Source organism: Alkalimonas sp. NCh-2, from assembly GCF_039631345.1.
Taxonomy (GTDB): Bacteria; Pseudomonadota; Gammaproteobacteria; order Enterobacterales; family Alteromonadaceae; genus Alkalimonas; species Alkalimonas mucilaginosa.
Window position 1 is genome coordinate 130,748 of sequence record NZ_JBDIUV010000008.1, and the last position, 21,732, is coordinate 152,479.

Consider the following 21,732-nt stretch of genomic DNA (forward strand, 5'->3'; position numbering starts at 1 on the left):
CGCTAATCTGCGGCTTTACTGGCCAGGCCAGAGTTCTCTTGCCGCACCCCTTCCAGGTAGGCATACAACTGCTCGGTAAAAAAACCATGCATTAAAAAGCGCTGGCTTAAATTCCAGGGCCCTACCAGATAATGCGGGTGTTTGTTGTACGCCATCTCGGCCAGCTTGGGATTGCCCACCAGATCACCAATGCGTAAAGCAATGGACTGATCCAGATTGAAGCCATTGATGGCGTCCCGGTATTCTTCCCGCGTTAGCAACAAGCAGAACAAACACATAAAAAGCGCGTGAGCACTTTCAAAGTCCAGCCACTGGGTGCGCTTTTCGACAAAGTGAAAATCTGCCATCTTTACTGGCTGCCAGTGCTGCCAGCTCAGCTCATCGACCGGCAGGGGCTTGGCCGGATGGTGCCAGACGCCAAGCTCCCCGAACAAACGAAACAACTGCTGGTCATGCTCGACAAAGCTGGCGTCCAGCATGTCATCAATGCTTTTGGGGTACAGCTGCACCGGCTGATAATGGTCCACCGCACTATTGGCAGCCAGAAAATTCAGTACATTGGATTCGGTGGCATAATGACGCAGGATCAACAGATTGGCTTCTTTACTGACAAAGTGGCGGCAAAACCAACAAATCAGCCGTTGCAAGCTCTGATGCGCACTGAACTGAGGCAGCGGCAAGCGCTTAAAAAACCAAATCAAGTGCAGCAGGATGGCAAAGACAAACTGCAGCAAGGGCCGGATGCCCCAGCGCAGCGGATTTTGCAAATCCTTCAACCATAAATCCAGCGCACTTTGCTCTATGGGCAGTGAGTTGTCACGCGCAATGGCTTGCAAATAGGCGCTGGGTTTACTGGCCATGTTCCACCTCTTCCAATTGCAGACAGTACAGCCTGGCAACAACTTTGGCAGTCCGGACAATGGCGGCCAATTGCTCTGGCGTGCTGCATACCCTGTCCAGCAACTGATACAGTTCCTGCATATGGTGTTCATCCTGCGAGCCATGGTAACGCATAAAGCGGGTGCAGTTGCTGTCACAGCCAGTGGCCTGTTCGATTTGCCCGGCCCAACTTGAGGCCATTTTCTGCCCCAAGCCTTCGATAATCCACATGGCACCGACTAAATCGACCGGGTTGGGCTGACTGGCCCGATACATAATAAAACCATGCAGGGCTTCCGAGCCGATGTTATCCGCTCTGCTGGCGGCATGAATGGTCGCCAGTTTCCCGCCGGCGGCGACAAAGTCCTGCTCCAGCATTTCATAATCCCGGTGCTCGTCACGGGCATGGCCAATAATGGCAGAGCGCACATCGCTGTAATTGCGATCAAAGCTCGAGGCGCAGCGGCTGATCCAGCGCGAACCCTCAATCACCTGCTGACGCCAGTGCAGCAACAGTGTTTGGTAATCGTCCAGCGAAAACTGGCCACGCTGCAGACGCTGCAACAAAGGGATACGTCCGAGCTGACGCTCGAAATCAAACCAAACCCGCATCAGGGCCTGCAAACCTTGTTGGGCAACCTCACTCTTGATGACTTCCGACATCCGGCTCTCCTAGTTCAATCCATCACGGTTAACTGCATATAGACCGTATTAAAGCGACCGCTTTCCGGTACCATGCATAAGATGGTGTCGCCCGGCCGATAGCTCTGGGTCCGTCTGAATTCATCCAGCATAATAAAGATCGAAGCACAGCCGGTATTGCCGCGCTGATACAGATTGCTGTACCACTTGTCCTCAGCCAGCCCGACACCAGCCCGCTGCATCATGTCGAAAATCTTGCCTTTGAAGTAGTGCGATGAATAGTGGCACAGCACATGATCAATGGCCTCGGGTTGGATAAGGCCCTGTGCTATTAAGCGCAAATAACCATCGCCCCCCAGTTTGACAATGGCATCCAGTACCCGCACATCTTGCCTCAGTAACAAAGCCCCGGCGGCTTCTGCTTCGGCATAACTTGGATAGTCTTGCCAGCTTCGGCTCTCATTCGGTGCCTGGCCGACACTCATACACACCGGGTAAGCATCAGCATGGGAAAAGCCGCGGATCCAATCAATCCGGAAACAACCTGCCCTTGGATTGCTTTCCAATAACAAAGCTCCGGCACCATCCGACAGCATCCAACGCAGAAACTCGGCATTAAAATCCAGCTCGGCTCCGGCCATTTCGTAACGGCGCGCTTTAAACAAACGCGATGTCAACTCACTGGCAACCACCATGGCCGCGCGATGTTCGCCGGCCAGAATACCGGTATAGGCCGCTTTGAGCGCCATCATGCTGCTGGAGCAAATACCATGACTGGTATGCAGTTCCACATCAGCCAGTTGCAACTCGGCCTGCACCATGGAGCCAAAACCAGGCAATACCATATCGCCCTGACTGGTGGCAGCACTGAGCATAGTCAGTTGTGGTTTGCCGATAAAGCTGTTTGCCAGACAATCTTCTACCGCCTTGGCAGCCATATCACTGTTGGAAAACAGGGTGCGGTGCTCTGCGTCGATCGCATAATGGCGTTGCTGAATGCCATTGGATTGCAAAATACGCCGCCGTAACCGGCTGGGTTTGCCATGCACCAAACCAAGGATCGGCTCCATCTCCTCATTGCTAATCGCCGGGCCTGGCAGGAAGTGCCCTGTACTGGTGATAAATACACTCATGCCGCCGCCCTTTGTTGCAGATAGACCCGCAAACAGCGCAGGTTCTCCTCCAGATAGGGCAGTACGCACACCAACAGCATAAATCCAAGGTAATACAGCAAATAACTATCACCACCATGAGCATAAGGCATACGCTGAAACTGAAACTGTCCTTGCCAGTCCAGAGTGACCAGTTGGATAAATACCGGGAAGTTGATCACGATAATCAGCAACAGCATAAAGAGTGGTAAGGTAGCCAGATAGTTGTGGGCATGCATTTCCCAAATACTGATGTGTCGTCTGGGCGCAGCATAATGCACATCGTAATGTGCCACCAGCTCATGTGCCAGCCAGGCCAGCAGACAAATCAACATAATCAGCACATTTACCTGAAACAACAAGCACAGCAAAATAGGAATCGCCATTTGGATTCCCATCAGCGAATGCACCAGAGATTCTTTCACACCAGACGTGTGCTCAATGCGGGTAGCCCGGTGGCAACACCAATCAATAAAGCCTGCAATCCCCCACAGGGGCAGGAATACATAGAGCATCAATTGAATTAATAAGTCACTGGTTTGCAAAGCGGCTTCATCCTTTGAATGGCTTTTTTATTTATTGTAAATGAAAGGTCTGGGCTTGCCCATCCCTAATAGCATTCACGAAAAACAGAGCAGCCATCTGCCAAACACGCTGTCGGCTTTAGCAAACAGTGGAGCCAGCGACTGCCAACAAAAACCAAGGGTGTCAGGCCCCCATAAAAAACGGCCACACGAAGTGGCCGTTTTTTGGTGCAGCGCTGAAACGGTTAGCTCCAGTTCAGGATCACTTTACCGGATTGGCCTGAACACATAATATCAAAACCCTCCTGGTAGTCATCGACCGGCATTTCGTGGGTAATCATTGGGCTGAGATCCAAACCGGATTGGATCAGGCTGGCCATTTTGTACCAGGTCTCAAACATCTCACGGCCATAGATGCCTTTAATGATCAAGCCTTTGAAAATCACCTGATTCCAGTCCACCGCCATATCCGACGGTGGAATACCCAGCATGGCAATCTTACCACCGTGGTTCATGGTGCTGAGCATGCTGTTAAAGGCAGACGGTACACCCGACATTTCCAGACCGACATCAAAGCCTTCGGTCATGCCGAGCTCTTTCATCACATCGGTCAGCTTTTCTTTGCTGACATCCACCGCCCGGGTGGCGCCCATATCCAGCGCCAGTTGCAGGCGGTAAGGATTGACATCAGTAATCACCACATGACGGGCACCGACATGGCGCGCTACCGCTGCGGCCATAATACCAATCGGGCCAGCACCGGTGATCAGCACATCTTCACCGACCAAATCAAACGACAGCGCGGTATGCACAGCATTGCCGAAGGGATCAAAAATTGAGGCGATGTTGTCCGGGATATTATCCGGAATTTTAAAGGCGTTAAAGGCCGGGATCACCAGGTACTCAGCAAAAGCACCCGGGCGGTTCACCCCTACCCCGGTGGTGTTACGGCACAGATGCACCCGACCAGCACGGCAGTTACGGCAATGACCACAGGTGATATGACCCTCGCCGGATACCCGGTCGCCAACCTGGAAACCACGAACCTCCGAGCCCATGCCTTCAACCACACCGACGTATTCATGTCCGACCACCATGCCATGTGGGATGGTGTTCTGCGCCCACTCGTCCCATTTGTAAATATGCACATCAGTACCGCAGATGGCGGTTTTTTTGATGCGAATAAGCACATCGTTCGGGCCGACTTCCGGCTTCTCGGTTTCGGTTAACCAGATACCAGGTTCGGCTTTTAATTTGGCTAAGGCTTTCATTGAATTACTCCCATCTCTTTACCAATGCGGATAAAGGCGTCAATGGCCTGATCCAGCTGCTCACGGCTGTGTGCTGCCGAGATCTGGGTACGGATACGGGCCTGACCCTTCGGCACCACCGGGAAAGAAAAACCCACCACATAAATGCCTTCGGCCAGCATGCGCTGCGCCATCTCGGCCGCCACTTTGGCATCACCCAGCATCACCGGGATAATGGCATGATCTTTACCGGCCAGAGTAAAGCCCGCCGCTTGCATCCGCTCGCGGAAATAGCTGGCGTTTTGCCACAGCTTAGCCCGGAGGGCATCGCCCTCGGCCAGCAGATCCAGCACCCGGATGGAGGCCGTCACAATGGCCGGTGCCACCGAGTTGGAGAACAAATAGGGCCGCGAGCGCTGACGCAGCCATTCAACGATTTCCTTGCGGGCCGAGGTGTAGCCACCGGATGCGCCGCCTAGTGCTTTACCCAGCGTGCCGGTAATAATATCGACTCTGTCCATCACCTCGCAGTATTCGTGCGTGCCGCGCCCCTTAGCACCAACAAAGCCAACGGCATGGCTGTCGTCGACCATCACCATGGCATCGTACTTGTCGGCCAGATCGCAGATGGATTTCAGATCAGCAATCACGCCATCCATCGAGAATACGCCATCGGTGGCGATCAGTTTAAAACGGGCGCCATCGGCCACTGCCTGTTGCAGTTGCTGCTCCAGTTCAGCCATGTTGTTGTTGGCGTAGCGGTAACGCTTGGCTTTGCACAGCCGCACGCCATCAATGATGGACGCATGGTTCAGTGCATCGGAGATAATCGCATCTTCCGGGCCAAGCAGGGTTTCAAACAAACCGGCATTGGCATCAAAACAGGAGGAGTACAGAATGGTGTCTTCCATACCAAGGAAGTGGCTGATTTTTTGCTCCAGTTGCTTATGAATGTCCTGGGTGCCGCAGATAAAACGCACCGAAGCCACCCCAAAGCCATGGCTATCCAACCCCTGCTGCGCCGCTTTGATCAATTCCGGGTGATTGGCCAACCCCAGGTAATTGTTGGCGCAGAAGTTCAGCACCTTGCGCTCACCCACCTGAATGGCAGCACTTTGCTGCGAGCTGATCAGGCGCTCGGCCTTGTACAGGCCTTCGCTTTTAACGTCATCGATTTGCTGTTGTAAGTGCTGCAAAAACGCAGTGGCTGGCATAGAGATCTCCTGGAAAAACGGTATGACTGAGTCAGTAGTACCGCATATTGTACTGACTCGGCCGAACTTCTGCAGTGTTTTTCACAGCGGACCTGTTGGCAAAGCGGGAGGATGTAAAGTTCGCTATACGCTCATGCTTGTTGGTAAGCCGGCCAAGCGTTGATAATGCTGCTGTAGTTGCAGAATACGCGGCATAGCTGCCGGGCTGGCATAAGGTTTAAACAATAACAACACCTTCAAAACCCCCTGATAGACGCTGGCCTGATCAATGGTCTGTTCCGGTGCCTGAGTCTTCAGATAACTGATCCAAAAGGTCACCACTAGCTTGATGGTATGGGCGAACTCACTGATTTCCTGCTCTGGCATCTCGACCACACCAGCCTGGCGCAAGGCATTCAGCACCCGTACGACCCTGGCCAGCACTTGCTCCTGTACCGCCTGATACTCTTTATGCAGTGCCGGATCACGCGCCAGAATATCCGGCAGGTTGGCGTAAAAGAAATGAAAGCGCCACATCAACTCAAACACCACATCCAGATAATTGGCCAGCGCATCCAGTGCTTCGGTGCTGTCACCCGGCGGCTGAATACGACTTTCCAGCAAGCGGGTATACTCTTTAAAGATATGCCGCAGAATGTCTTCTTTATTGCGAAAATGGTAATACAGATTCCCCGGGCTAATGCCGAGGTGGGCAGCAATGTGATTGGTGGTGACCTGACGCTCACCCTGAGCATTAAACAGCTCGATGCTGGCCTGCACGATTTTGTCTTTGGTACGAAGTTTCTTTTCCATCCCGGCCTGTCTTTGTTGTTTTTGTTTGGACTGTTTTTTTAGGTACTTCTTTTCCAGCTATAGTAACGCTAAACTGACTAAAAACTCTAGTCGCTATTTTTCCACTTCAGGATACCCATTCACTAATGAATATTACCGCCATTTATCCCGGAACCTTTGACCCGCTGACCAATGGCCATGCCGATCTGGTGCTGCGCGCTGCCCGGCTGTTTAGCACTGTACTGGTCGCAGTCGCCGCCAACCCCAGTAAGAAGCCGTTGTTTACCCTGGGTGAGCGGGTCGAGCTGGCCCGTGAGCTGTTCGCCGGCCACAGCAATGTCAAGGTAATCGGCTTTTCCGGCTTGCTGGCCGATTTAGCCCGCGAGCAGGACGCTCAGGTGCTGATCCGGGGTGTTCGGGCCGTGGCCGACTTTGAGTACGAGTTTCAGCTGGCCAGCATGAACCGCACGTTAAATCCAAAACTCGACAGTATTTTTATGACCCCTTCGGAGAAAAATACCTTTATCTCCTCTACTCTGGTGAAAGAAGTCTGCCGCCATGGCGGTGACGTTAGTGGCTTTGTCTCACCTGAGGTGGAAAAAGCCTTGAAAGCCAAGTTTGGCAAGTAATGCAGTTATCAGCATTAGAGCCATGCGGGCACAATTCGCATTAGGCAAGGAAGAAAGAAGGTCTTTTTCCCAGCATATAACCCTCTCAGGCTGAAAGCAGGCATGTACCAATCTTCGGAAAACATTTTCCGTTATAAGGATAAAAACTAAAATCAAAAGTTGATAATAAGAATGATTACCATTAAGATCTCACCCCCTTGATATCCAGTACAGAACAACCAAGCGGATGGGATGGACATGACTTTTCTACGAAGCATGCTGATGGTGATCGGGCTGGCTAGCCTGGTGGCCTGTAACAGCGACAATTCAGGTTTAAACGAAATAAGCATTAATGCAGAACTCGATCAGGGGGCTCAGTGGCAACAGCAACTAGAGCTTGGCCAATTTCCCAGTGTGCTTTCGGCTCCTGAACACGGCCATATCTCGTTAAACAGCAGTCAGGTAACCTACACACCTGAAGCCAGTTTTCGTGGCACCGATCAAGCCAGAGTTGAAGGACGCAGTGCAGTTTACGTATTTACCTTCCTGGTTCGTGCTGTTAACCAACCGCCTCAGTTGATAAATACCAGCATTGAAGTCATCGCCACCCGTGAAATCGAAGGGCAACTCGAGGTTTATGATCAGGACGGCGATGAGATTAGCTTCGAACTATTGCAACCACCTGAGCGAGGTGAATTTACCCTTGAGCAGAACGGTTATTTCCATTATCAGCTAGCCGATTTGGCGCTACCCAATGCGTCATTCACTGTTGCTATCAGCGACGGCGTTAACGACCCTGTGCAGGAAACCGTAACCCTGCTGCCAGCCTACGGTACCAACGAAGAAAAGTCGGCATACTACTACTTCTCCAACCACTCACATTTATTACAGGCAGAACAACGCTTACGCCAGATTGATTCAGACACAGACACTGAAGCCGCTTACAGTGTGCTGGCAGAAGGATATGTAATAGCAAGCATGGATGACGAGGTTCAACGTATCTCAGACCAATTTATCCGCAGTCAGGAGGGCAGAGCTCGTCACGCACTGGCATTGGCGCGGCTTTACCAGGCACGGGGTAACACAGACACAGCAGCGGCACTTCGCCGTCAAGCCTTCGATACCTTTACCCAAATGACGGTTGATAACGGCATTGATAATATGAGAGGAACGGATGCTCAGTTTTACCTGACCATGCAACGGCATGCGCAGGAAATTGGAGATGCGAACCTTGTTGAACGAATCAATGCGCAGGTTCGCACTTTTATTGGCGACCTGGGCGGTGGTGTTTATAAGAATGCTCACGGTTACATCGCCAATACACTACGAGGCTCCACCTTCGACTATTTAGAGGAGATGCAGGCAGACGACAGCCAACTGGCCTTCGAACTTGCTATGCAGAACGTACATGCCTTGTCTTATCTGGTTGAGGTCGGTGGGTATCACGAGTTTACCAACCGACCTACACATTATCGTATTCCGCCACTGCACAGTATTTGGGCCGCTGAGCTCTATTACTTTCTGGGGGAGTTTGAAGCTGCGAAGCGTCAGCTCGCCTATACCATGTCATTTTACGGTCATGGTGACTACGATCCGAACTACACCTTTGCAGACAAGCCTTATGCCGAAGCTACACTTGAGGAATACCCGATCCCTCTGCAATTGTCGGCGGCTTACTTCTCGGTACTTTACCCCGATGCGGATACTAATCTGCCATTGAGCCTGCTTGATGAAGGCTCTACGCCTTACACCAGAGCACAGGCGGAGATTGATCGGATCCGCTTTGTATTGCGAGTGCTGGAAGGGGAACCTGCTGAAAGCGTGATCGATGATCTGCTGGAGCATTTCACAGGGCCTGTGCGCACTCAAATGAATGAACTGACAGAGCTATCATCAAGCAACCTATACTTTGGTAGCACTTTGCGCTTGTTAGGCTATACCGCAGAGGCTGACCTGGCACTTGAGCGAGCCTATCAACTGATGCTCACCCCTGAGTTCGCGGCACAAAATGGCCATTCGCCGCAGTATCATACAGGCACAAGTGGCTGCTTTAAGATCGTGAATCAAACCTTACGGACAGGCAACAGAGATCTGGCACAAAGCCGCGCCCGCAGCTGTGAAGACCTGCTGGGCTCTGCAACTGGCCAACTGTTCAGCCATGTAACCAATGTTATTCAAACCTACCTCCATGTCGGTCTAGATAACGACGGTATGAGCTTATATGAGCAAGCTTTGCATGCTTTAGAAAGCGAACGGGAACCTGGGTTAGAGCAGGCAAGCTCACAGTTGCTACTGGCTCGTTTACTGGCGTATGGGCGTGAATATGAACGTGCGCTCATCGCAAGTGAAGCAGGGATTGAGCAACTCAGTTCTGCGACTTACAGCAATAATTTAGAGCTTAGAAACATAATCAACGCCCTTGGGGCCTTTACACGAACCGACGGGATGCGCGGTATAAATATGCCGGCGGACACCGTATTGGTTGAACTGCGCTCGCATGCCTACAACCACCCGAACTACCAGCAGTGGATGTTACATCTTAATGAGTTGATTGCATCTCAGCTTACACGCTTAAACCATGAAGTGTTGCAACACCCCGCACCCGAGCACGCAGGTTTCAGCCGGGATTTAGTCGAAGCCCTATCTTACGCAAGACGCTATGGTGAGGCCGAACAAACGATTCGCGATATGAGTTTAGGTGAGGCAGAACGTATTCAACTGCTGTCCCGCATCTCTGCGATCCAGGCAGTGCAAGACGATTACCCGGCCAGTCTGATTGCAACGGTAGACACCGACCTTGATGGTCGCGCTAATTTCTTTGCTGTGGCCGCTACAGTGGAGCAGCTTAGTGAAACCGATATTGAGCTTGATGATGATGCAGACGGTGATGGAGTAAAAGATGAAGACGATCCTCAACCGTTGGGCTAAAGGTCAGGTGCGCCTGTCACTGGTCGCAATAACAACGCTGCTGGCACTCTATTCGGGGCTAAGTCATGCCGGGGAAGCAGCACAAGTGGCTGCCTCAGCAACGAAAAGCTCCGAACAAACCCAGGCAGAAATAAACCAGACCGTGCTGGCTGAAGCGGTCAACGTGGAACGCATTCAGGTATATGGACGGCGCTGGCTGCCTGAAACCTCTGGTGCCGAAGGAAGTTATACTCTCAACCGTACATTTCTCGACAATGCCCTCAAAGGCAATGGCAATATCACTGATATGCTATTATTTTTACCCGGTGTCCAAGGGGCGGAAGGAGCTTTGAGTGTCGATCGCCAGGCTGAAATAAAAAGCCAGCTGATCTCGATATCTGGTGCGCAGCCTTGGCATACCTCCTTTGTTCTCGACGGGTTAGACAATAATTCGTATCTTGATCCAGGCAGCTCCGGGCGCTCGGCAACAGCAGTCAATGATGTTCAGGGCCATCCGGAAGCGACCTTTGTCAATCATGAGTTAATTGGCAGTGTGACACTGTACGACAGCAATGTACCGGCGCGTTTTGGCGCCTTCAATGGTGGCGTCGTCGACATGACTTTACGTGATGCTGACAGCGCACCGCGCTTTACCCTGGACTACCGGCGCTCAAACAGCGGTTGGGGCAGTTACCACTTTATCAATGATCGTGTGTACAACGATAGCGCTGACGCAGAAGCCAGAGATGTTGACTGGCCTAGCGAACCGAGTTTTGATAAGGAAAGCCTGACTTTCAGCATGAGCCATCGCATATCACCCCGGCAGTCATTCATGCTCAGTGCAGCACGCACCACATCGACAATTACAGATATTTCGCTGAATGAAGCAGTGCAGACCAAACGGGAGTCGATCAGCAGCTCACTCAGTTATCAGTTAGATGATGTTTTACTTGAGCGTATTCGTATCAACGCGGGGTATTCCCCGTATACCGGTACCCATATTATTCGTAACGTACAGGACTCAGCGTTTGATATTAAAGGCGGTGGGATGCGCCTAAGTATGGATGGCTGGAATCCGTTATGGGGTGGCGACTGGCATGCCAAACTGGCTTGGAGTAAAAGTGAGAACAGCCGCAGTGCACCAGGTGTCTTTATTCCCTGGTTTCGTGCAGCAGGTAAATCCTGGGGGATCGACAGTGGCTCGCCACCATTTAGCAGTGAAGGTGGTTATGGTGATCTCGACAAAACTCAGACAAGCTGGAGTGGGACCACTCGCTATTCCCGCGAATTAACTCAGCGTTTCGGTGCCAGACAACATATTGAGATTGGTGTTGGCGCTGAACATATGATGTTAAACCGGCAACGGAGCGATGCGGCCGCCATTTACTCGGCACCTTATCGTGACGCTAACATTCATTGTGCCGGAGTGTCCCTGGATTGTATCGAGCAGTCCTATCAAGTACCACTTGACCAGTTGGCGGAGCAACTGGGTGGTGCTATTGATTTTAGTAACCCAGCGCATATTGCCGCCTATCAGGCCAACCTGTTAAGCCGAGGGCAGTATCTGCGTTATCGTCGGTTATATCTGGCGGAAGACATTGAAGTGTCGTTGCAACAACTGAATGCCTATGCAGAATATAGCCTCGATTGGTCGCGAGTCCAACTGACGCTGGGTGGACGCCTAGACTACGACGATTTTCTCGAGAACCTCAACTTGGCGTACCGCTCTCGTGCGGCGATAGATGTGTTTGGCAATGACATCACAACCCTGACGGTGGGCGCTAACCGCTACTATGCGGCGAACTTAATTACCTATCGTTTACGTGAGGCACAGCGCCCCTATGTGACCCAATACCGGCCACTGAGCGGTGGTCAGGTCGGTGACTGGGTAACTTCATCGACCGCATCGCGTTTTCGCTATCGCTTTGATAACGTCCGCACGCCTTATAGCGACGAACTGAGCTTCGGTATAAACCAGTACCTTTGGAGCAATGCCATGATCTCTTTGCGCTATGTTCAGCGCAAAGGGAAAGATCAAATCACGCGGGGGCCGCAGGAGTATATCGACGGTTATACCTACCTGTACCAGACCAATGAAGGCAGTAACCAGCACGATAGAGTTTCGCTGTCATTTAATCAGGCATGGCAACATCACTCTCTGACGTTCAACATTAGCTATACCGACAACAAGACCACGGCAGAGTCCTACGACGATACTGTTATTGGTGTACCCGAAGATGAGCTGGTGGTTTTACAGAGGCATGCGGGAGAATACATACTGACATCCTATGACGACCTGACTCGTCGGCAGATGGATTTTAGTCGCCCAATCACTGCAAACCTGGTCTGGAATGCTCGCTGGTTTGATGCGCTCAGCTCAACGCTAAGCCTTTCCTACGTAGGTAAATTCGATACCGTGCTGGACACAGGTCAGTTATACGAAGTACAGCGGGATAACCTGATTATTTGCGACACCTGTGAAATTCATAATCTAACCTACCCATTATTTACCGAGTTTGAGCGGCGGGAGCGATTACTCGTCCATTCGCGACTTGAATACCGACTACAGCTATCACAGAGCTGGAGCGCCGCCCTCAGCGCTGAAATCAGCAACTTATTCAACCAGCGCACCTACACAGTCGCACCAGGCACTGCGGGTATTGAGGTAGGCAGAGAGTTCTGGTTTGGGGTTAACCTTCGATGGTAAAGACGGTTTCTCGAAGTCTGGCGGCATGTTTATTTTGTGTCGTATGGGGAGTTCACGTTAATGCGTCTGAGATGGTTAATAGCGAAGCAGCAGAGGCATATCTGCAACCTCAGTCGCAATGGCCTCCTAAGCATAGTGACGCAGCGGAAGACGTTGCGCCGGTTCCCTTACCCGTGAAACTGGATGACTACCTGGTACAATTAGGTAAGGTGCTTTTTCATGACAAGGGGCTTTCAGGTGATAGCAGTGTGAGTTGTGCATCCTGCCACCAGGCCGATATACATTTTGCTGACCACAGTAAACTGTCTCCAGGCGTCCAAGGCCGTTTGGGTAAGCGAACGACGCCGATGCTGCGCTTGGTCGGTTTGTGGGAAATCCTGTTTTGGGATGCGCGGATAGACACCCTGGAGGCATTGATCGAGCAACCTTTGACAGATCCACTGGAGATGGACAATACAGTCGAAGCGGCGGTTACCTATATCACCAGCCAAGCTAAGTACGTGGAGGCCTTTACGATAGCCTATGGCGATGATGCAATTACCTGGCCACGAGCAGCCCAAGCGATAGCAGAGTTTATGCGCAGTATCCCTTCGCCAGAACGGCCTTTTGATCTGTTTATGCAAGCAGTTAAAATGGAGGACTTTACCCAGGCCGAAGATGTATTGAGTAAACAGGAGCGTGAAGGCTTACATCTGTTCAGAACCAAGGCTGGCTGCGTACAATGCCATAGTGGTGCGTTATTTTCAGATCAACGCTTGCATAACACCGGACTAACCTATTACGGCCGACGCTTTGAAGACCTGGGGCATTTCAACATTAGTGGGAAACCCGAGGATGTTGGTAAGTTCAGGACGCCATCGCTGCGTTATTTAAGTGAGCGTAACCATTTTATGCACAATGGTTTGTTTGATGATTTACTGGGGATTGTACGCATGTACGCCCATGGTGGTTCGCGCCCAAAGCCTCGTGGTGAACAGGTCAACGATCCATTGTTTCCAAAAACCACGGATTTACTGCAGCCCTTCGACCTGAGCAAAGAAGAAGAGCAAGCATTACTTGCATTCCTGAGAACCTTGTAAGCTTGCAACGCTTCTTCTGGTAAACAGCTTCAGTCGCTATAGCGAAACATTCGCTTAACCTGGCTTAAAATACACTACTCAGCTTCTGCGGCACTATCATCTGGCCGTAATTGCCGCTGCAGGCCCATCAGAAAGTTGCGCAAAATCTGATTTTGGCACTCACGGTAATTTTTATGCTCTGGCTTGCGGAAAAAAGCGCTGAGCTCATGCTTGCTAAGCCTAAAATCAACCAGCTGCATAATCGCCAGAATCTCTTCCGCCTGCAGGTTTAACGCAATGCGCAGCTTTTGGAACACCATGTTATTGGTGAGTTTACTTTCTGCTTTCGGCTGCTCGCCCTCGCGCTTACCGCGCTTTAACGCAATAAAACCATTTAAAAAGGAAGCCAGCTCGTTATCTGCCAACGCCACAAAGCCCGGCTCGTCCTCTTTTTTTAGCCAGGCGGTGACCTGCTGCTGACTGACATTGACTTCAGCTAAGGCGAAAACCTCAATCAAAGCGCTATTTTTTAAATCAAATACATAGCGGATACGGCGTAAAATATCGTTGTTGGTCAAAATAGATCCTAGTCTTAGGTGGGCCAGCAGCATCACCACGATGGCTGGCAAACTGGGATTTTAGCAGACATAGTGCCGAAGCCCTATCGTTGGCTGGCTGTTCATGCCGGATTTCGACCGCTTAAAGCTTAATAAAAATCCGCCGCTGATACAGCCAGTACGACAGTCCCCAGAACAGCAGCACATGCAGTAGGGCGAACAGCAGCGATGCCAGTTTGGCTGGTAGCAGCACATTTAAACTATCAAAGCCAAACTGATAGAGACTGATGGTCTGGCCGCCGTAGCTAAAGCGAATCAACTGGGTGGCAGCGCTGGCCCAAAGCCAGGACAGCATGTAAATAAACAGCGGATTGCTGCCATAGATCACCAGCGGCTGCAGCGTTTGCCGCTGCCGGACATCCATCCACCAGACCATGGCAGCCAGCAACAACAGAATTAAGCCACTGGAAAATGCGACGTAACTGCCCGACCAGAGCGGCTTATTGATGGGCCACAGCAAGTGCCACAAGAGCCCAAGCAGACTTAGTGCCCCCCCCCACTGCAGCAACCTGAGCACACTGCTGGCTTTGTCCATTTGCCGCAGTGCCGTTGCCACCAGATACCCTACCAAGACCGAGCTCACGGCTGGCAAGGTACTGAGCAGCCCTTCCGGGTCAAAAGCAGCGCCAAAGCCTTGATACAGATGAGCGCTGCCCAGCAACCAGAGGTCGAAACGCTGCACCGCATTGCCGGCAAGCTCATAGGGGTGCTGGAGTGAGAACTGCCACAGCAGCCCCCAATACAACAGTGGCAGCATAACCGTCACCAGCAGCAGAGACCGCGGTTTCAGATAAAGCAGCAATAAAGCGGCCAGGCCATAACAAAGCGCGATGCGTTGCAGCACACCGAGGATACGTAGCTCCGTCAGGCTTTGGGAAAAAGGAAACCAGTGCAGAAATAAGCCGCAGCCAAACAGCAATAAGGTGCGTTTGGCTATTTTGCCAAAGACTGCCGCGGTTGGTGTGGCTTTGGCCATGGAAAAGGCCATCGCGGCCCCTACCGCAAATAAGAACATCGGAAAGACAATATCGGCAAAAGTAAAACCATGCCACTCTGCATGCAGTAAGGGAGCATACACCTGGCTCCAGGAGCCAGGTGTATTGACCAGGATCATCAGCGCAATGGCCAGGCCTCTTAGTGCATCCAGCGCCACAAAACGTTCAGACTGGCGCTGGGCAGCTGCAACCGTCATATGGTTATTTCCAGCTTTTCAGTTTATGGCCTTTGACGGCATAGAACAAGATAAAGGCATAGCATGGCAGCATGACAAAATAAGCGCCCTGCTGGCCTAAACCTGTGTCACTGAACAAGCCCCACAGCAGCGGACCAAAAGCACCACCGGCGATGCCCATAATCAATAATGCCGAACCAATGCTGGTCAGATGGCCAAGGCCGGATAAAGCCAGCGGCCAGACCGCCGGCCAGACGATAGCATTCGCCAGACCCAGCAGTGCAATAAACATCAGTGTATCAGGCAAGGCCACCCCACCAAAGGGCACCAGCACCGTATTGGCGATAGCGTACGACTCGTTATTGCCAAAAACCACCGCCAAAGTCAGTATCACCCCAAGCACGGCTGAAATTGCCAGCGCGGTTTGCTGTGACAGTACCCGTGGGATCAATGCGATGCCCAAACAATAACCGACCACCATACATACCATGGTGTAGGAGGTCATCACACTGTAGCGCTCGACACCAAGCGACAAGGCATACATGCCGATGGTATCGCCGGCAATCACTTCCACCGCCACATAGACAAAGAGTGCCACCACCCCCAACACCAAGGCAGGCTTAGCCAACACCACTTTTAGCTGGCTTTGGCTGGCACTGGCTGCATCAGGCTGTGCCTCTTCTACCAGTTCCGGCAAAGGCGAAAAACGAACCGCCAGTGCCAGTAAGCCAAGAAAAATGGCTAAGCCAAGATAAGGCAATACCATGCGATCGGCCATGGTATCGATTTGGCCCTGTGTTAACTCAGCACCAGCCGGTGCGCTCAGGCTGCCAATCACCAGGGCAGTAAACACCAGAGGAGCGACCACACCGGCGCCTTTGTTTAAAATACCCATAATGCTGACCCGCACTGCCGCCGTTTCTTCCGGCCCAAGCCGCACTACATAAGGGTTGACTGCGGTTTGCAACAAGGTTTGACCGGCACCAATCACCAGCTGAGCAAATAAGAACACTGCAAATATCTGCGTTTTCGCCGCTGGTATATACAGCAACCCCGCCAGCATCATCACACCAATACCCAGCGCCATGCCATTTTTATAACCGACTTTACGGATCAGCCAGGCCGATGGCAGCGCGGTGAAGGTCACCGCGATGTAGAAAGAAAACAGAATGAGCGCGGCCTGCGTGGTATTCAGTTGCAGCATCTGGGTCAGATACGGCATTAAAGAACCATTTAACCAGGTGGCAAAACCCAGCACAAAAAATAAGATGGCGACTATCACCATCGGCATCAGTTGTGTACGCCTGACGCTTTGTGTTGCTGCAGCTTCCATAAATACCCCTTGTTGATAAAATGTCCGGTTACAACCGGATCTGGCTATAGCTGCCGGTAGCAGCCTGAATTAGTACCTTTAATTACCAAGCCAAAGCGGTTGGCCTTGCCACCAGCTTCGCTGGCACTGTAAATCATCCGTCAGCAGCACCATATCGGCCAGATAACCCGGCTGCAATTTACCGCGCACATCCGCACAACCAATGGCTTCGGCCGGATAGAGTGCCGCCATTCGCAGGGCTTCAGCAAGCTCCAACCCCAGCACCTGTACGGCATACTGTACTGCCGCGGCCATATCCAGCACCGAGCCAGCCAGCGAACCGGCCTCATTGGTCAACTTATTGCCTTGCCGGGTTACCTTGCCATCAAAAAAAGCAAACTCGGTATCACTGGTACCAACCGGTGACATCGCATCGGTCACCAGTAGCAGCTTTCCTGGCGGTTTGGCTGCTAATGCGACTTTCGCCGCAATAGGGTCCATATGGTAACCATCCAAAATAATACCGCACCAGCTAGCAGGGTCGGCCAGCGCTACCCCAACCATGCCGGGCTCACGCGACGTCAATGGTGACATGGCATTGTATAAATGGGTAAAGCCGGTAGCGCCGGCCTGCAGTGCAGCCTGTACCGTAGCTGCATCGGCATTCGAGTGGCCTAAGAATACAATGACACCGGCAGCAACCAGTTGACGTATTTGCTGTGGCGGTATGGTTTCCGGTGCTACCGTTACCATGCGAATGCCAAGATCGGTGCGCTGGTACAACGCCAACTCCTCCGCCGATAATGGCCGGATCTGACTTGCCGGGTGCACGCCTTTTTTGGGTACCGACAAGTGCGGCCCCTCAAAGTGAATTCCCAGAATACCTGGCTCGCCGGCAGCGATGGCCTCAGCCACTGCATCTGCCGCTTGCTGCATGGTAACCAGGCTATCGGTAATAACGGTTGGCAACATGGCGCTGGTGCCAAAACGAGCGTGAGCCTGCATCATGCAAGCCAGTGTCTCCTTAGTTGGCGCAGTATTCAATAAAACGCCGCCGCCGCCATTGACCTGAATATCAATAAACCCCGGTACCAGGATACCGTCAGTGACAGCGCTGGCATCGCAAGGTGCAATAGCGGAAATACGGCCTTGTTCAATCGACACTGTGCTGTTGGAATGCCAGTGCTCGCCATCAAACAGACGGGCAACGTTCAGCTCAAAACTGTTCATAACGCGGGGATCCTTGCTGCTGTGTTAATTGCTGAGCATACCATACAGCCCCCCACTCCGGCGCAGCTTTTGCATTGGTTATATGGCAGCGTACCGCCGGATCCAGGTAAGGCTCTAACTTATATGCCAGCCCGCCAATCAATGCCAGCTGCGGTGGCTCAATGGCCAATAAACGATGTGCAATGGCATTTATATGCGAAGCCCCTTGTTGCACAATAACATTGGCGCACAGATCCCCTTGCTCAGCGCAGGCAAACACCAAAGGAGCATAGCGGGCATAACTGGTAGGGGTGGCATGCATAAAATGCTGCACCAGCGCCAATTGGTCATGGCAATGGCTGGCTTGCAGTAAAGCCGACGTCATCGCTGTTGGGGCAGCTAAACCATCCAGGCTTAACAACACATGATGCACCATTTGCAACCCAAACCAGGCACCGCTGCCATTGTCGCCATAAGGAAAGCCATGACCACCCACTTCGATGATCTGTTCCCCAACCTGGGCCAGACCACAAGACCCGGTGCCAATAATAATCACAGCACCGTCTTTGCCCTGATGGGCGCCCATGCAGGCAATATGCAAATCACTGGTGAGATGAAAGGCAGCAAAAGGATGCTGCCATTCCCGGAATAAAGCGTAATACTGGGGTACATTGACCCCGGCCAACCCCGCACCTACCGTGATTTCAGCCATACTGCGCTCAGGCAGGCCGGCACAAAGTAACGCCTGACGCGTGGCATCCATAATGGACGCCGTTGCTATCTCCATACCCCGTAGTGGATTCCCTGGCCCGGCAATGCCTTCACCCAGCACCTTTGAATCCTCGGATACCAGAATAGCGCGGCATTTACTACCGCCACCATCAATGCCCAGATACAGATGCTGCGGCTCTGTTGCTGTTTTCATTCAGTTCCCCAATGCAACCTGCTGCTAAGTGCTGTCGATTAATTGTGCAAAAAAGCCGATTGACAGCGTTGTCATTTTTACCAAACAGCATATAATAAATCTGCAAAATGACAAGACCTATGATGATTATTTGAGCTTATTTTTTTATGCAGTATGGTTTAAGCTTATGAAAAAACGGAGATTACCTGATGATAAAAAACCTACTCGCGCTCAGTCTGAGCGGCCTGAGCTGGCTGGCACTGGCCGGACCATTTCAGAGCCAACAGCAGCTGACTGACTTTACCGCCGGCACCCAATGGTTTTTTGCCATTGACTCCGATGTGCTGGCTTCAGACAGCCGCTTTCGAGCCAGAATAGAGCTGCACAATCAATCAGGCCTTGACTTACCCGGCGGCGAACAGGACTGGGCCTGGTACTTTCATTCCATTCGCAAAATTAATGATACCGAGTCTCATGGTTTGCTGATCCAGCATATTCAGGGCGACTTGCACAGTATCCGTCCTACAGCCAGCTTTGCAGGCCTGGCACAAGGTGAGTCTGTGACTTTGCCTTATTACCCCAGCGCCCCAAAATTGAGTTATTCCGATTGGATGCCCCGAGCCTTCATGGTGGTTGCAGACATGCCTCCGGCCATCTTTAAAAATACCGATACCGAAGACTACCGTCAGTTTGTCCGCCCGATTGCTACGCCAGAGCATATTCCACTGGCCGAGCAGGCGGATCATCCGGCCGCCACTATGACCAATGCCAGGCGCTATCAACAAAACTCCAGGATAACTAGCGGCTCAGCTTTATCTACCGAAGCTTTGCAACGGCGTATTATCCCGCAGCCGGTTCAAATGCAACACCGCAGAGGCTTTACCCCTTTCAGCGCAGCTTGGCAGTTGCAGGCGCAAGGCGGCCTGATCTCAGAGGAAAGCTATCTTTCGGCGCAACTGAGCAGCTACTTTGGCCAACCACTTAGCAGCCAACAGAACAGCCCGGTAATCAAATTGCGTCTGGATAATAGCTTGCCAGGACTAAAGCCTGAAGGCTATCAGCTGTCAATTGAACGGCAACGCATTCAGATCACCGGCTATGACGAGGCAGGGGTATTTTATGGTATTCAAAGCTTACTGGCCCTGTTACCAGCCCAGGGCGGTGGAGAGGTACAACTCCCTCAGCTCAGCATACTGGATTACCCGCGTTATCGCTGGCGCGGCATGCATTACGATATGGCGCGAAACTTTCATGGCCTGGATGTGACCTTGCGCTTAATTGAGCAGATGGGCCGCTACAAACTGAACAAGCTGCATTTGCACCTGACCGAAGATGAGGGTTGGCGGCTGGAAATTCCTGGCTTACCGGAATTAACCGAGGTGGGTGCGAACCGCTGCTTTGATTTATCTGAACAACAGTGCTTGCTTACCCAGCTCGGCACAGGGCCCTACGCATCAGGCTCTGGCAACGGTTATTACAGTCGGGATGAGTTTATTCAGTTGCTGCGCCATGCCAAAAAACACCACATCGAAGTGATCCCGGAAATTGATATGCCTGGCCATGCCCGGGCGGCTGTGAAGGCGATGGATGCACGCTATCAGCGCTTGTTGGCCGCCGGACAACCCGAAGAAGCTCGTCGTTACCTGCTCTCGGAGGCGGATGATCGCTCTGAATACCTGACCGTACAAAATTACAACGACAATTCCATCAACGTCTGTCTGGACTCCACCTATGCCTTTGTCGATAAAGTCATGTACGAACTGCAGCAAATGTATCGTGCAGCTGATTTACGCCTGCAGGTATTTCATATGGGTGGTGATGAAGTGGGCGCAGGCTCCTGGCAAGCCGCCCCGGCCTGTGAGAAGTTATTTGCCGAGCCATTGAATGGCGTAGCTGGTGTAGCAGATTTAAAACCCTACTTTATCAATAGAGTCGCTCAACTCAGTCACCAGCGCGGCCTGGCGATGGCGGCCTGGGAAGATGGCTTGATGGCAGATAAAGTTCGCCCATTCCGCCGGGAGCAATTCGACAACAAAGAAGTCATTGTCAATGCCTGGGACAATATCTGGGAACTAGGTTATGGTGACAGAGCCTACCGCTTTGCCAATGAAGGCTTTCAGGTAGTGCAATCTTCAGCCACCAATCTGTATTTTGATCACCCCCATGAGGTTCACCCCGAAGAACGTGGCTACTATTGGGCAGCCCGCTCTACCGATACCGAAAAAACCTTTTTCTACCGGCCCGATCATTACTACAGCAATGCTGAGCACACCCGGGATGGCAGCCCTATCACCGATCTGGCAACACTGATGGGACGCGCCCTGCCAGCGCTGGAAAAGCCCGAGAATATGCTGGGTATTCAGGGACAGGTGTGGAGTGAAAGTATCCGTCTGCCAGAACAATTAGAGCCAATGATCTATCCACGTATTATTGCGCTGGCCGAACGAGCCTGGCACAAAGCTGATTGGGAGCCGAATAAAAACAGCGCCGCAGCACGTCAGAGCTGGCAACAGTTTATCCAGCGACTCACCTCAGTAGAGTTTCCACGCCTGGCACAAGCGGGCGTTGGCCACTATGTGCCACCACCTGGAGCAATCCGCGAGCAGGGCCAGATCAAAGCCAATCATGCCTGGCCCACAATCAGCATTGAATACAGCCTGGATCAGGGGCAAAGCTGGCAACGCTATCAGGAACCATTGTCGCAGGATGCAAATACCGAGGTTTGGCTAAGAAGCCGAAGCCTTTCAGAGCAAAACAGTCGCATTATCCGGCTGTAAGTATCCAAGCTTCAGGCCCCGCTGCAGCGGG

At 52.1% G+C, this 21,732-nt stretch carries 17 protein-coding genes; 5 read left to right on the top strand and 12 right to left on the bottom strand.

The features are described from left to right. Positions 1-2 precede the first annotated feature (2 nt). The 7 genes from ABC502_RS17730 to ABC502_RS17760 all read right to left on the bottom strand — a co-directional run bounded on the left by ABC502_RS17730 (position 3) and on the right by ABC502_RS17760 (position 6,452). The gene (locus ABC502_RS17730; RefSeq protein ID WP_345916829.1) at positions 3-860 is read right to left on the bottom strand and encodes a hypothetical protein; all 858 of its coding nucleotides are present in this window, start codon (positions 858-860) and stop codon (positions 3-5) included. Further along, positions 850-1,542 carry an iron-containing redox enzyme family protein gene (locus ABC502_RS17735; protein WP_330087299.1) on the bottom strand — a complete coding sequence of 231 codons (693 nt, stop codon included), beginning with the start codon at positions 1,540-1,542 and terminating at the stop codon, positions 850-852. The genes ABC502_RS17730 and ABC502_RS17735 overlap by 11 nt, the downstream gene beginning before the upstream one ends. Before the next feature lie 14 nt (positions 1,543-1,556). Next, the gene (locus ABC502_RS17740) at positions 1,557-2,654 is read right to left on the bottom strand and encodes a beta-ketoacyl-ACP synthase III (protein ID WP_345916830.1); all 1,098 of its coding nucleotides are present in this window, start codon (positions 2,652-2,654) and stop codon (positions 1,557-1,559) included. Beyond that, on the bottom strand, positions 2,651-3,217 hold the full coding sequence (locus tag ABC502_RS17745; protein ID WP_330087297.1) for a diguanylate cyclase: 567 nt from the start codon (positions 3,215-3,217) through the stop codon (positions 2,651-2,653). The genes ABC502_RS17740 and ABC502_RS17745 overlap by 4 nt, the downstream gene beginning before the upstream one ends. A 224-nt stretch (positions 3,218-3,441) precedes the next feature. After that, entirely contained in the window at positions 3,442-4,467 is a 1,026-nt protein-coding gene (tdh, locus tag ABC502_RS17750; protein WP_345916831.1) for an L-threonine 3-dehydrogenase, read from the bottom strand. Further along, on the bottom strand, positions 4,464-5,660 hold the full coding sequence (locus ABC502_RS17755) for a glycine C-acetyltransferase (RefSeq protein WP_330087295.1): 1,197 nt from the start codon (positions 5,658-5,660) through the stop codon (positions 4,464-4,466). The genes tdh and ABC502_RS17755 overlap by 4 nt, the downstream gene beginning before the upstream one ends. 123 nt (positions 5,661-5,783) lie before the next feature. Continuing rightward, a complete protein-coding gene (locus ABC502_RS17760) occupies positions 5,784-6,452 on the bottom strand; it encodes a TetR/AcrR family transcriptional regulator (protein ID WP_330087294.1) in 669 nt (222 codons plus the stop codon). A gap of 125 nt (positions 6,453-6,577) precedes the next feature. Here ABC502_RS17760 and coaD point away from each other — a divergent pair, with 125 nt between their 5' ends. From coaD to ABC502_RS17780, 4 genes are all read left to right on the top strand, one after another. Next, on the top strand, positions 6,578-7,060 hold the full coding sequence (gene coaD, locus ABC502_RS17765; RefSeq protein ID WP_345916832.1) for a pantetheine-phosphate adenylyltransferase: 483 nt from the start codon (positions 6,578-6,580) through the stop codon (positions 7,058-7,060). A gap of 237 nt (positions 7,061-7,297) precedes the next feature. Continuing rightward, positions 7,298-9,967, top strand: coding sequence for an Ig-like domain-containing protein (locus ABC502_RS17770; RefSeq protein WP_345916833.1), 2,670 nt, complete (start codon positions 7,298-7,300; stop codon positions 9,965-9,967). Further along, a complete protein-coding gene (locus ABC502_RS17775) occupies positions 9,939-12,653 on the top strand; it encodes a hypothetical protein (protein WP_345916834.1) in 2,715 nt (904 codons plus the stop codon). Before ABC502_RS17770 ends, ABC502_RS17775 begins: the two co-directional genes overlap by 29 nt. Further along, on the top strand, positions 12,647-13,732 hold the full coding sequence (locus tag ABC502_RS17780; protein WP_345916835.1) for a cytochrome c peroxidase: 1,086 nt from the start codon (positions 12,647-12,649) through the stop codon (positions 13,730-13,732). The genes ABC502_RS17775 and ABC502_RS17780 overlap by 7 nt, the downstream gene beginning before the upstream one ends. Positions 13,733-13,806: 74 nt before the next feature. Here the strand turns inward: ABC502_RS17780 and ABC502_RS17785 are convergent, their stop codons facing one another. The 5 genes from ABC502_RS17785 to ABC502_RS17805 form a co-directional block, all read right to left on the bottom strand. Beyond that, complete coding sequence (locus tag ABC502_RS17785) at positions 13,807-14,289, bottom strand: DUF1456 family protein (RefSeq protein ID WP_345916836.1); 483 nt, start codon at positions 14,287-14,289, stop codon at positions 13,807-13,809. Between the two features lie 121 nt (positions 14,290-14,410). Next, a complete protein-coding gene (locus tag ABC502_RS17790; RefSeq protein ID WP_345916837.1) occupies positions 14,411-15,520 on the bottom strand; it encodes a heparan-alpha-glucosaminide N-acetyltransferase domain-containing protein in 1,110 nt (369 codons plus the stop codon). A 4-nt stretch (positions 15,521-15,524) separates the two neighbouring features. Next, positions 15,525-16,832, bottom strand: coding sequence for a sugar MFS transporter (locus ABC502_RS17795; RefSeq protein ID WP_345916838.1), 1,308 nt, complete (start codon positions 16,830-16,832; stop codon positions 15,525-15,527). A 78-nt stretch (positions 16,833-16,910) separates the two neighbouring features. After that, positions 16,911-18,041 carry an N-acetylglucosamine-6-phosphate deacetylase gene (gene nagA / locus ABC502_RS17800; protein ID WP_345916839.1) on the bottom strand — a complete coding sequence of 377 codons (1,131 nt, stop codon included), beginning with the start codon at positions 18,039-18,041 and terminating at the stop codon, positions 16,911-16,913. Continuing rightward, complete coding sequence (locus tag ABC502_RS17805; protein ID WP_330087288.1) at positions 18,028-18,945, bottom strand: BadF/BadG/BcrA/BcrD ATPase family protein; 918 nt, start codon at positions 18,943-18,945, stop codon at positions 18,028-18,030. The genes nagA and ABC502_RS17805 overlap by 14 nt, the downstream gene beginning before the upstream one ends. Before the next feature lie 188 nt (positions 18,946-19,133). Between ABC502_RS17805 and ABC502_RS17810 the strand changes: the two genes are divergently transcribed. Continuing rightward, complete coding sequence (locus ABC502_RS17810; RefSeq protein ID WP_345916840.1) at positions 19,134-21,701, top strand: family 20 glycosylhydrolase; 2,568 nt, start codon at positions 19,134-19,136, stop codon at positions 21,699-21,701. Positions 21,702-21,732: the final 31 nt, after the last annotated feature.

Coding starts and splice junctions, on each gene's coding strand:
- ABC502_RS17730 (WP_345916829.1), bottom strand. CDS start 860: ATGGCCAGTAAACCCAGCGCCTATTTGCAAGCCATTGCGCGTGACAAC.
- ABC502_RS17735 (WP_330087299.1), bottom strand. CDS start 1,542: ATGTCGGAAGTCATCAAGAGTGAGGTTGCCCAACAAGGTTTGCAGGCC.
- ABC502_RS17740 (WP_345916830.1), bottom strand. CDS start 2,654: ATGAGTGTATTTATCACCAGTACAGGGCACTTCCTGCCAGGCCCGGCG.
- tdh (WP_345916831.1), bottom strand. CDS start 4,467: ATGAAAGCCTTAGCCAAATTAAAAGCCGAACCTGGTATCTGGTTAACC.
- ABC502_RS17755 (WP_330087295.1), bottom strand. CDS start 5,660: ATGCCAGCCACTGCGTTTTTGCAGCACTTACAACAGCAAATCGATGAC.
- ABC502_RS17760 (WP_330087294.1), bottom strand. CDS start 6,452: ATGGAAAAGAAACTTCGTACCAAAGACAAAATCGTGCAGGCCAGCATC.
- coaD (WP_345916832.1), top strand. CDS start 6,578: ATGAATATTACCGCCATTTATCCCGGAACCTTTGACCCGCTGACCAAT.
- ABC502_RS17770 (WP_345916833.1), top strand. CDS start 7,298: ATGACTTTTCTACGAAGCATGCTGATGGTGATCGGGCTGGCTAGCCTG.
- ABC502_RS17775 (WP_345916834.1), top strand. CDS start 9,939: ATGAAGACGATCCTCAACCGTTGGGCTAAAGGTCAGGTGCGCCTGTCA.
- ABC502_RS17780 (WP_345916835.1), top strand. CDS start 12,647: ATGGTAAAGACGGTTTCTCGAAGTCTGGCGGCATGTTTATTTTGTGTC.
- ABC502_RS17790 (WP_345916837.1), bottom strand. CDS start 15,520: ATGACGGTTGCAGCTGCCCAGCGCCAGTCTGAACGTTTTGTGGCGCTG.
- ABC502_RS17795 (WP_345916838.1), bottom strand. CDS start 16,832: ATGGAAGCTGCAGCAACACAAAGCGTCAGGCGTACACAACTGATGCCG.
- nagA (WP_345916839.1), bottom strand. CDS start 18,041: ATGAACAGTTTTGAGCTGAACGTTGCCCGTCTGTTTGATGGCGAGCAC.
- ABC502_RS17805 (WP_330087288.1), bottom strand. CDS start 18,945: ATGAAAACAGCAACAGAGCCGCAGCATCTGTATCTGGGCATTGATGGT.
- ABC502_RS17810 (WP_345916840.1), top strand. CDS start 19,134: ATGATAAAAAACCTACTCGCGCTCAGTCTGAGCGGCCTGAGCTGGCTG.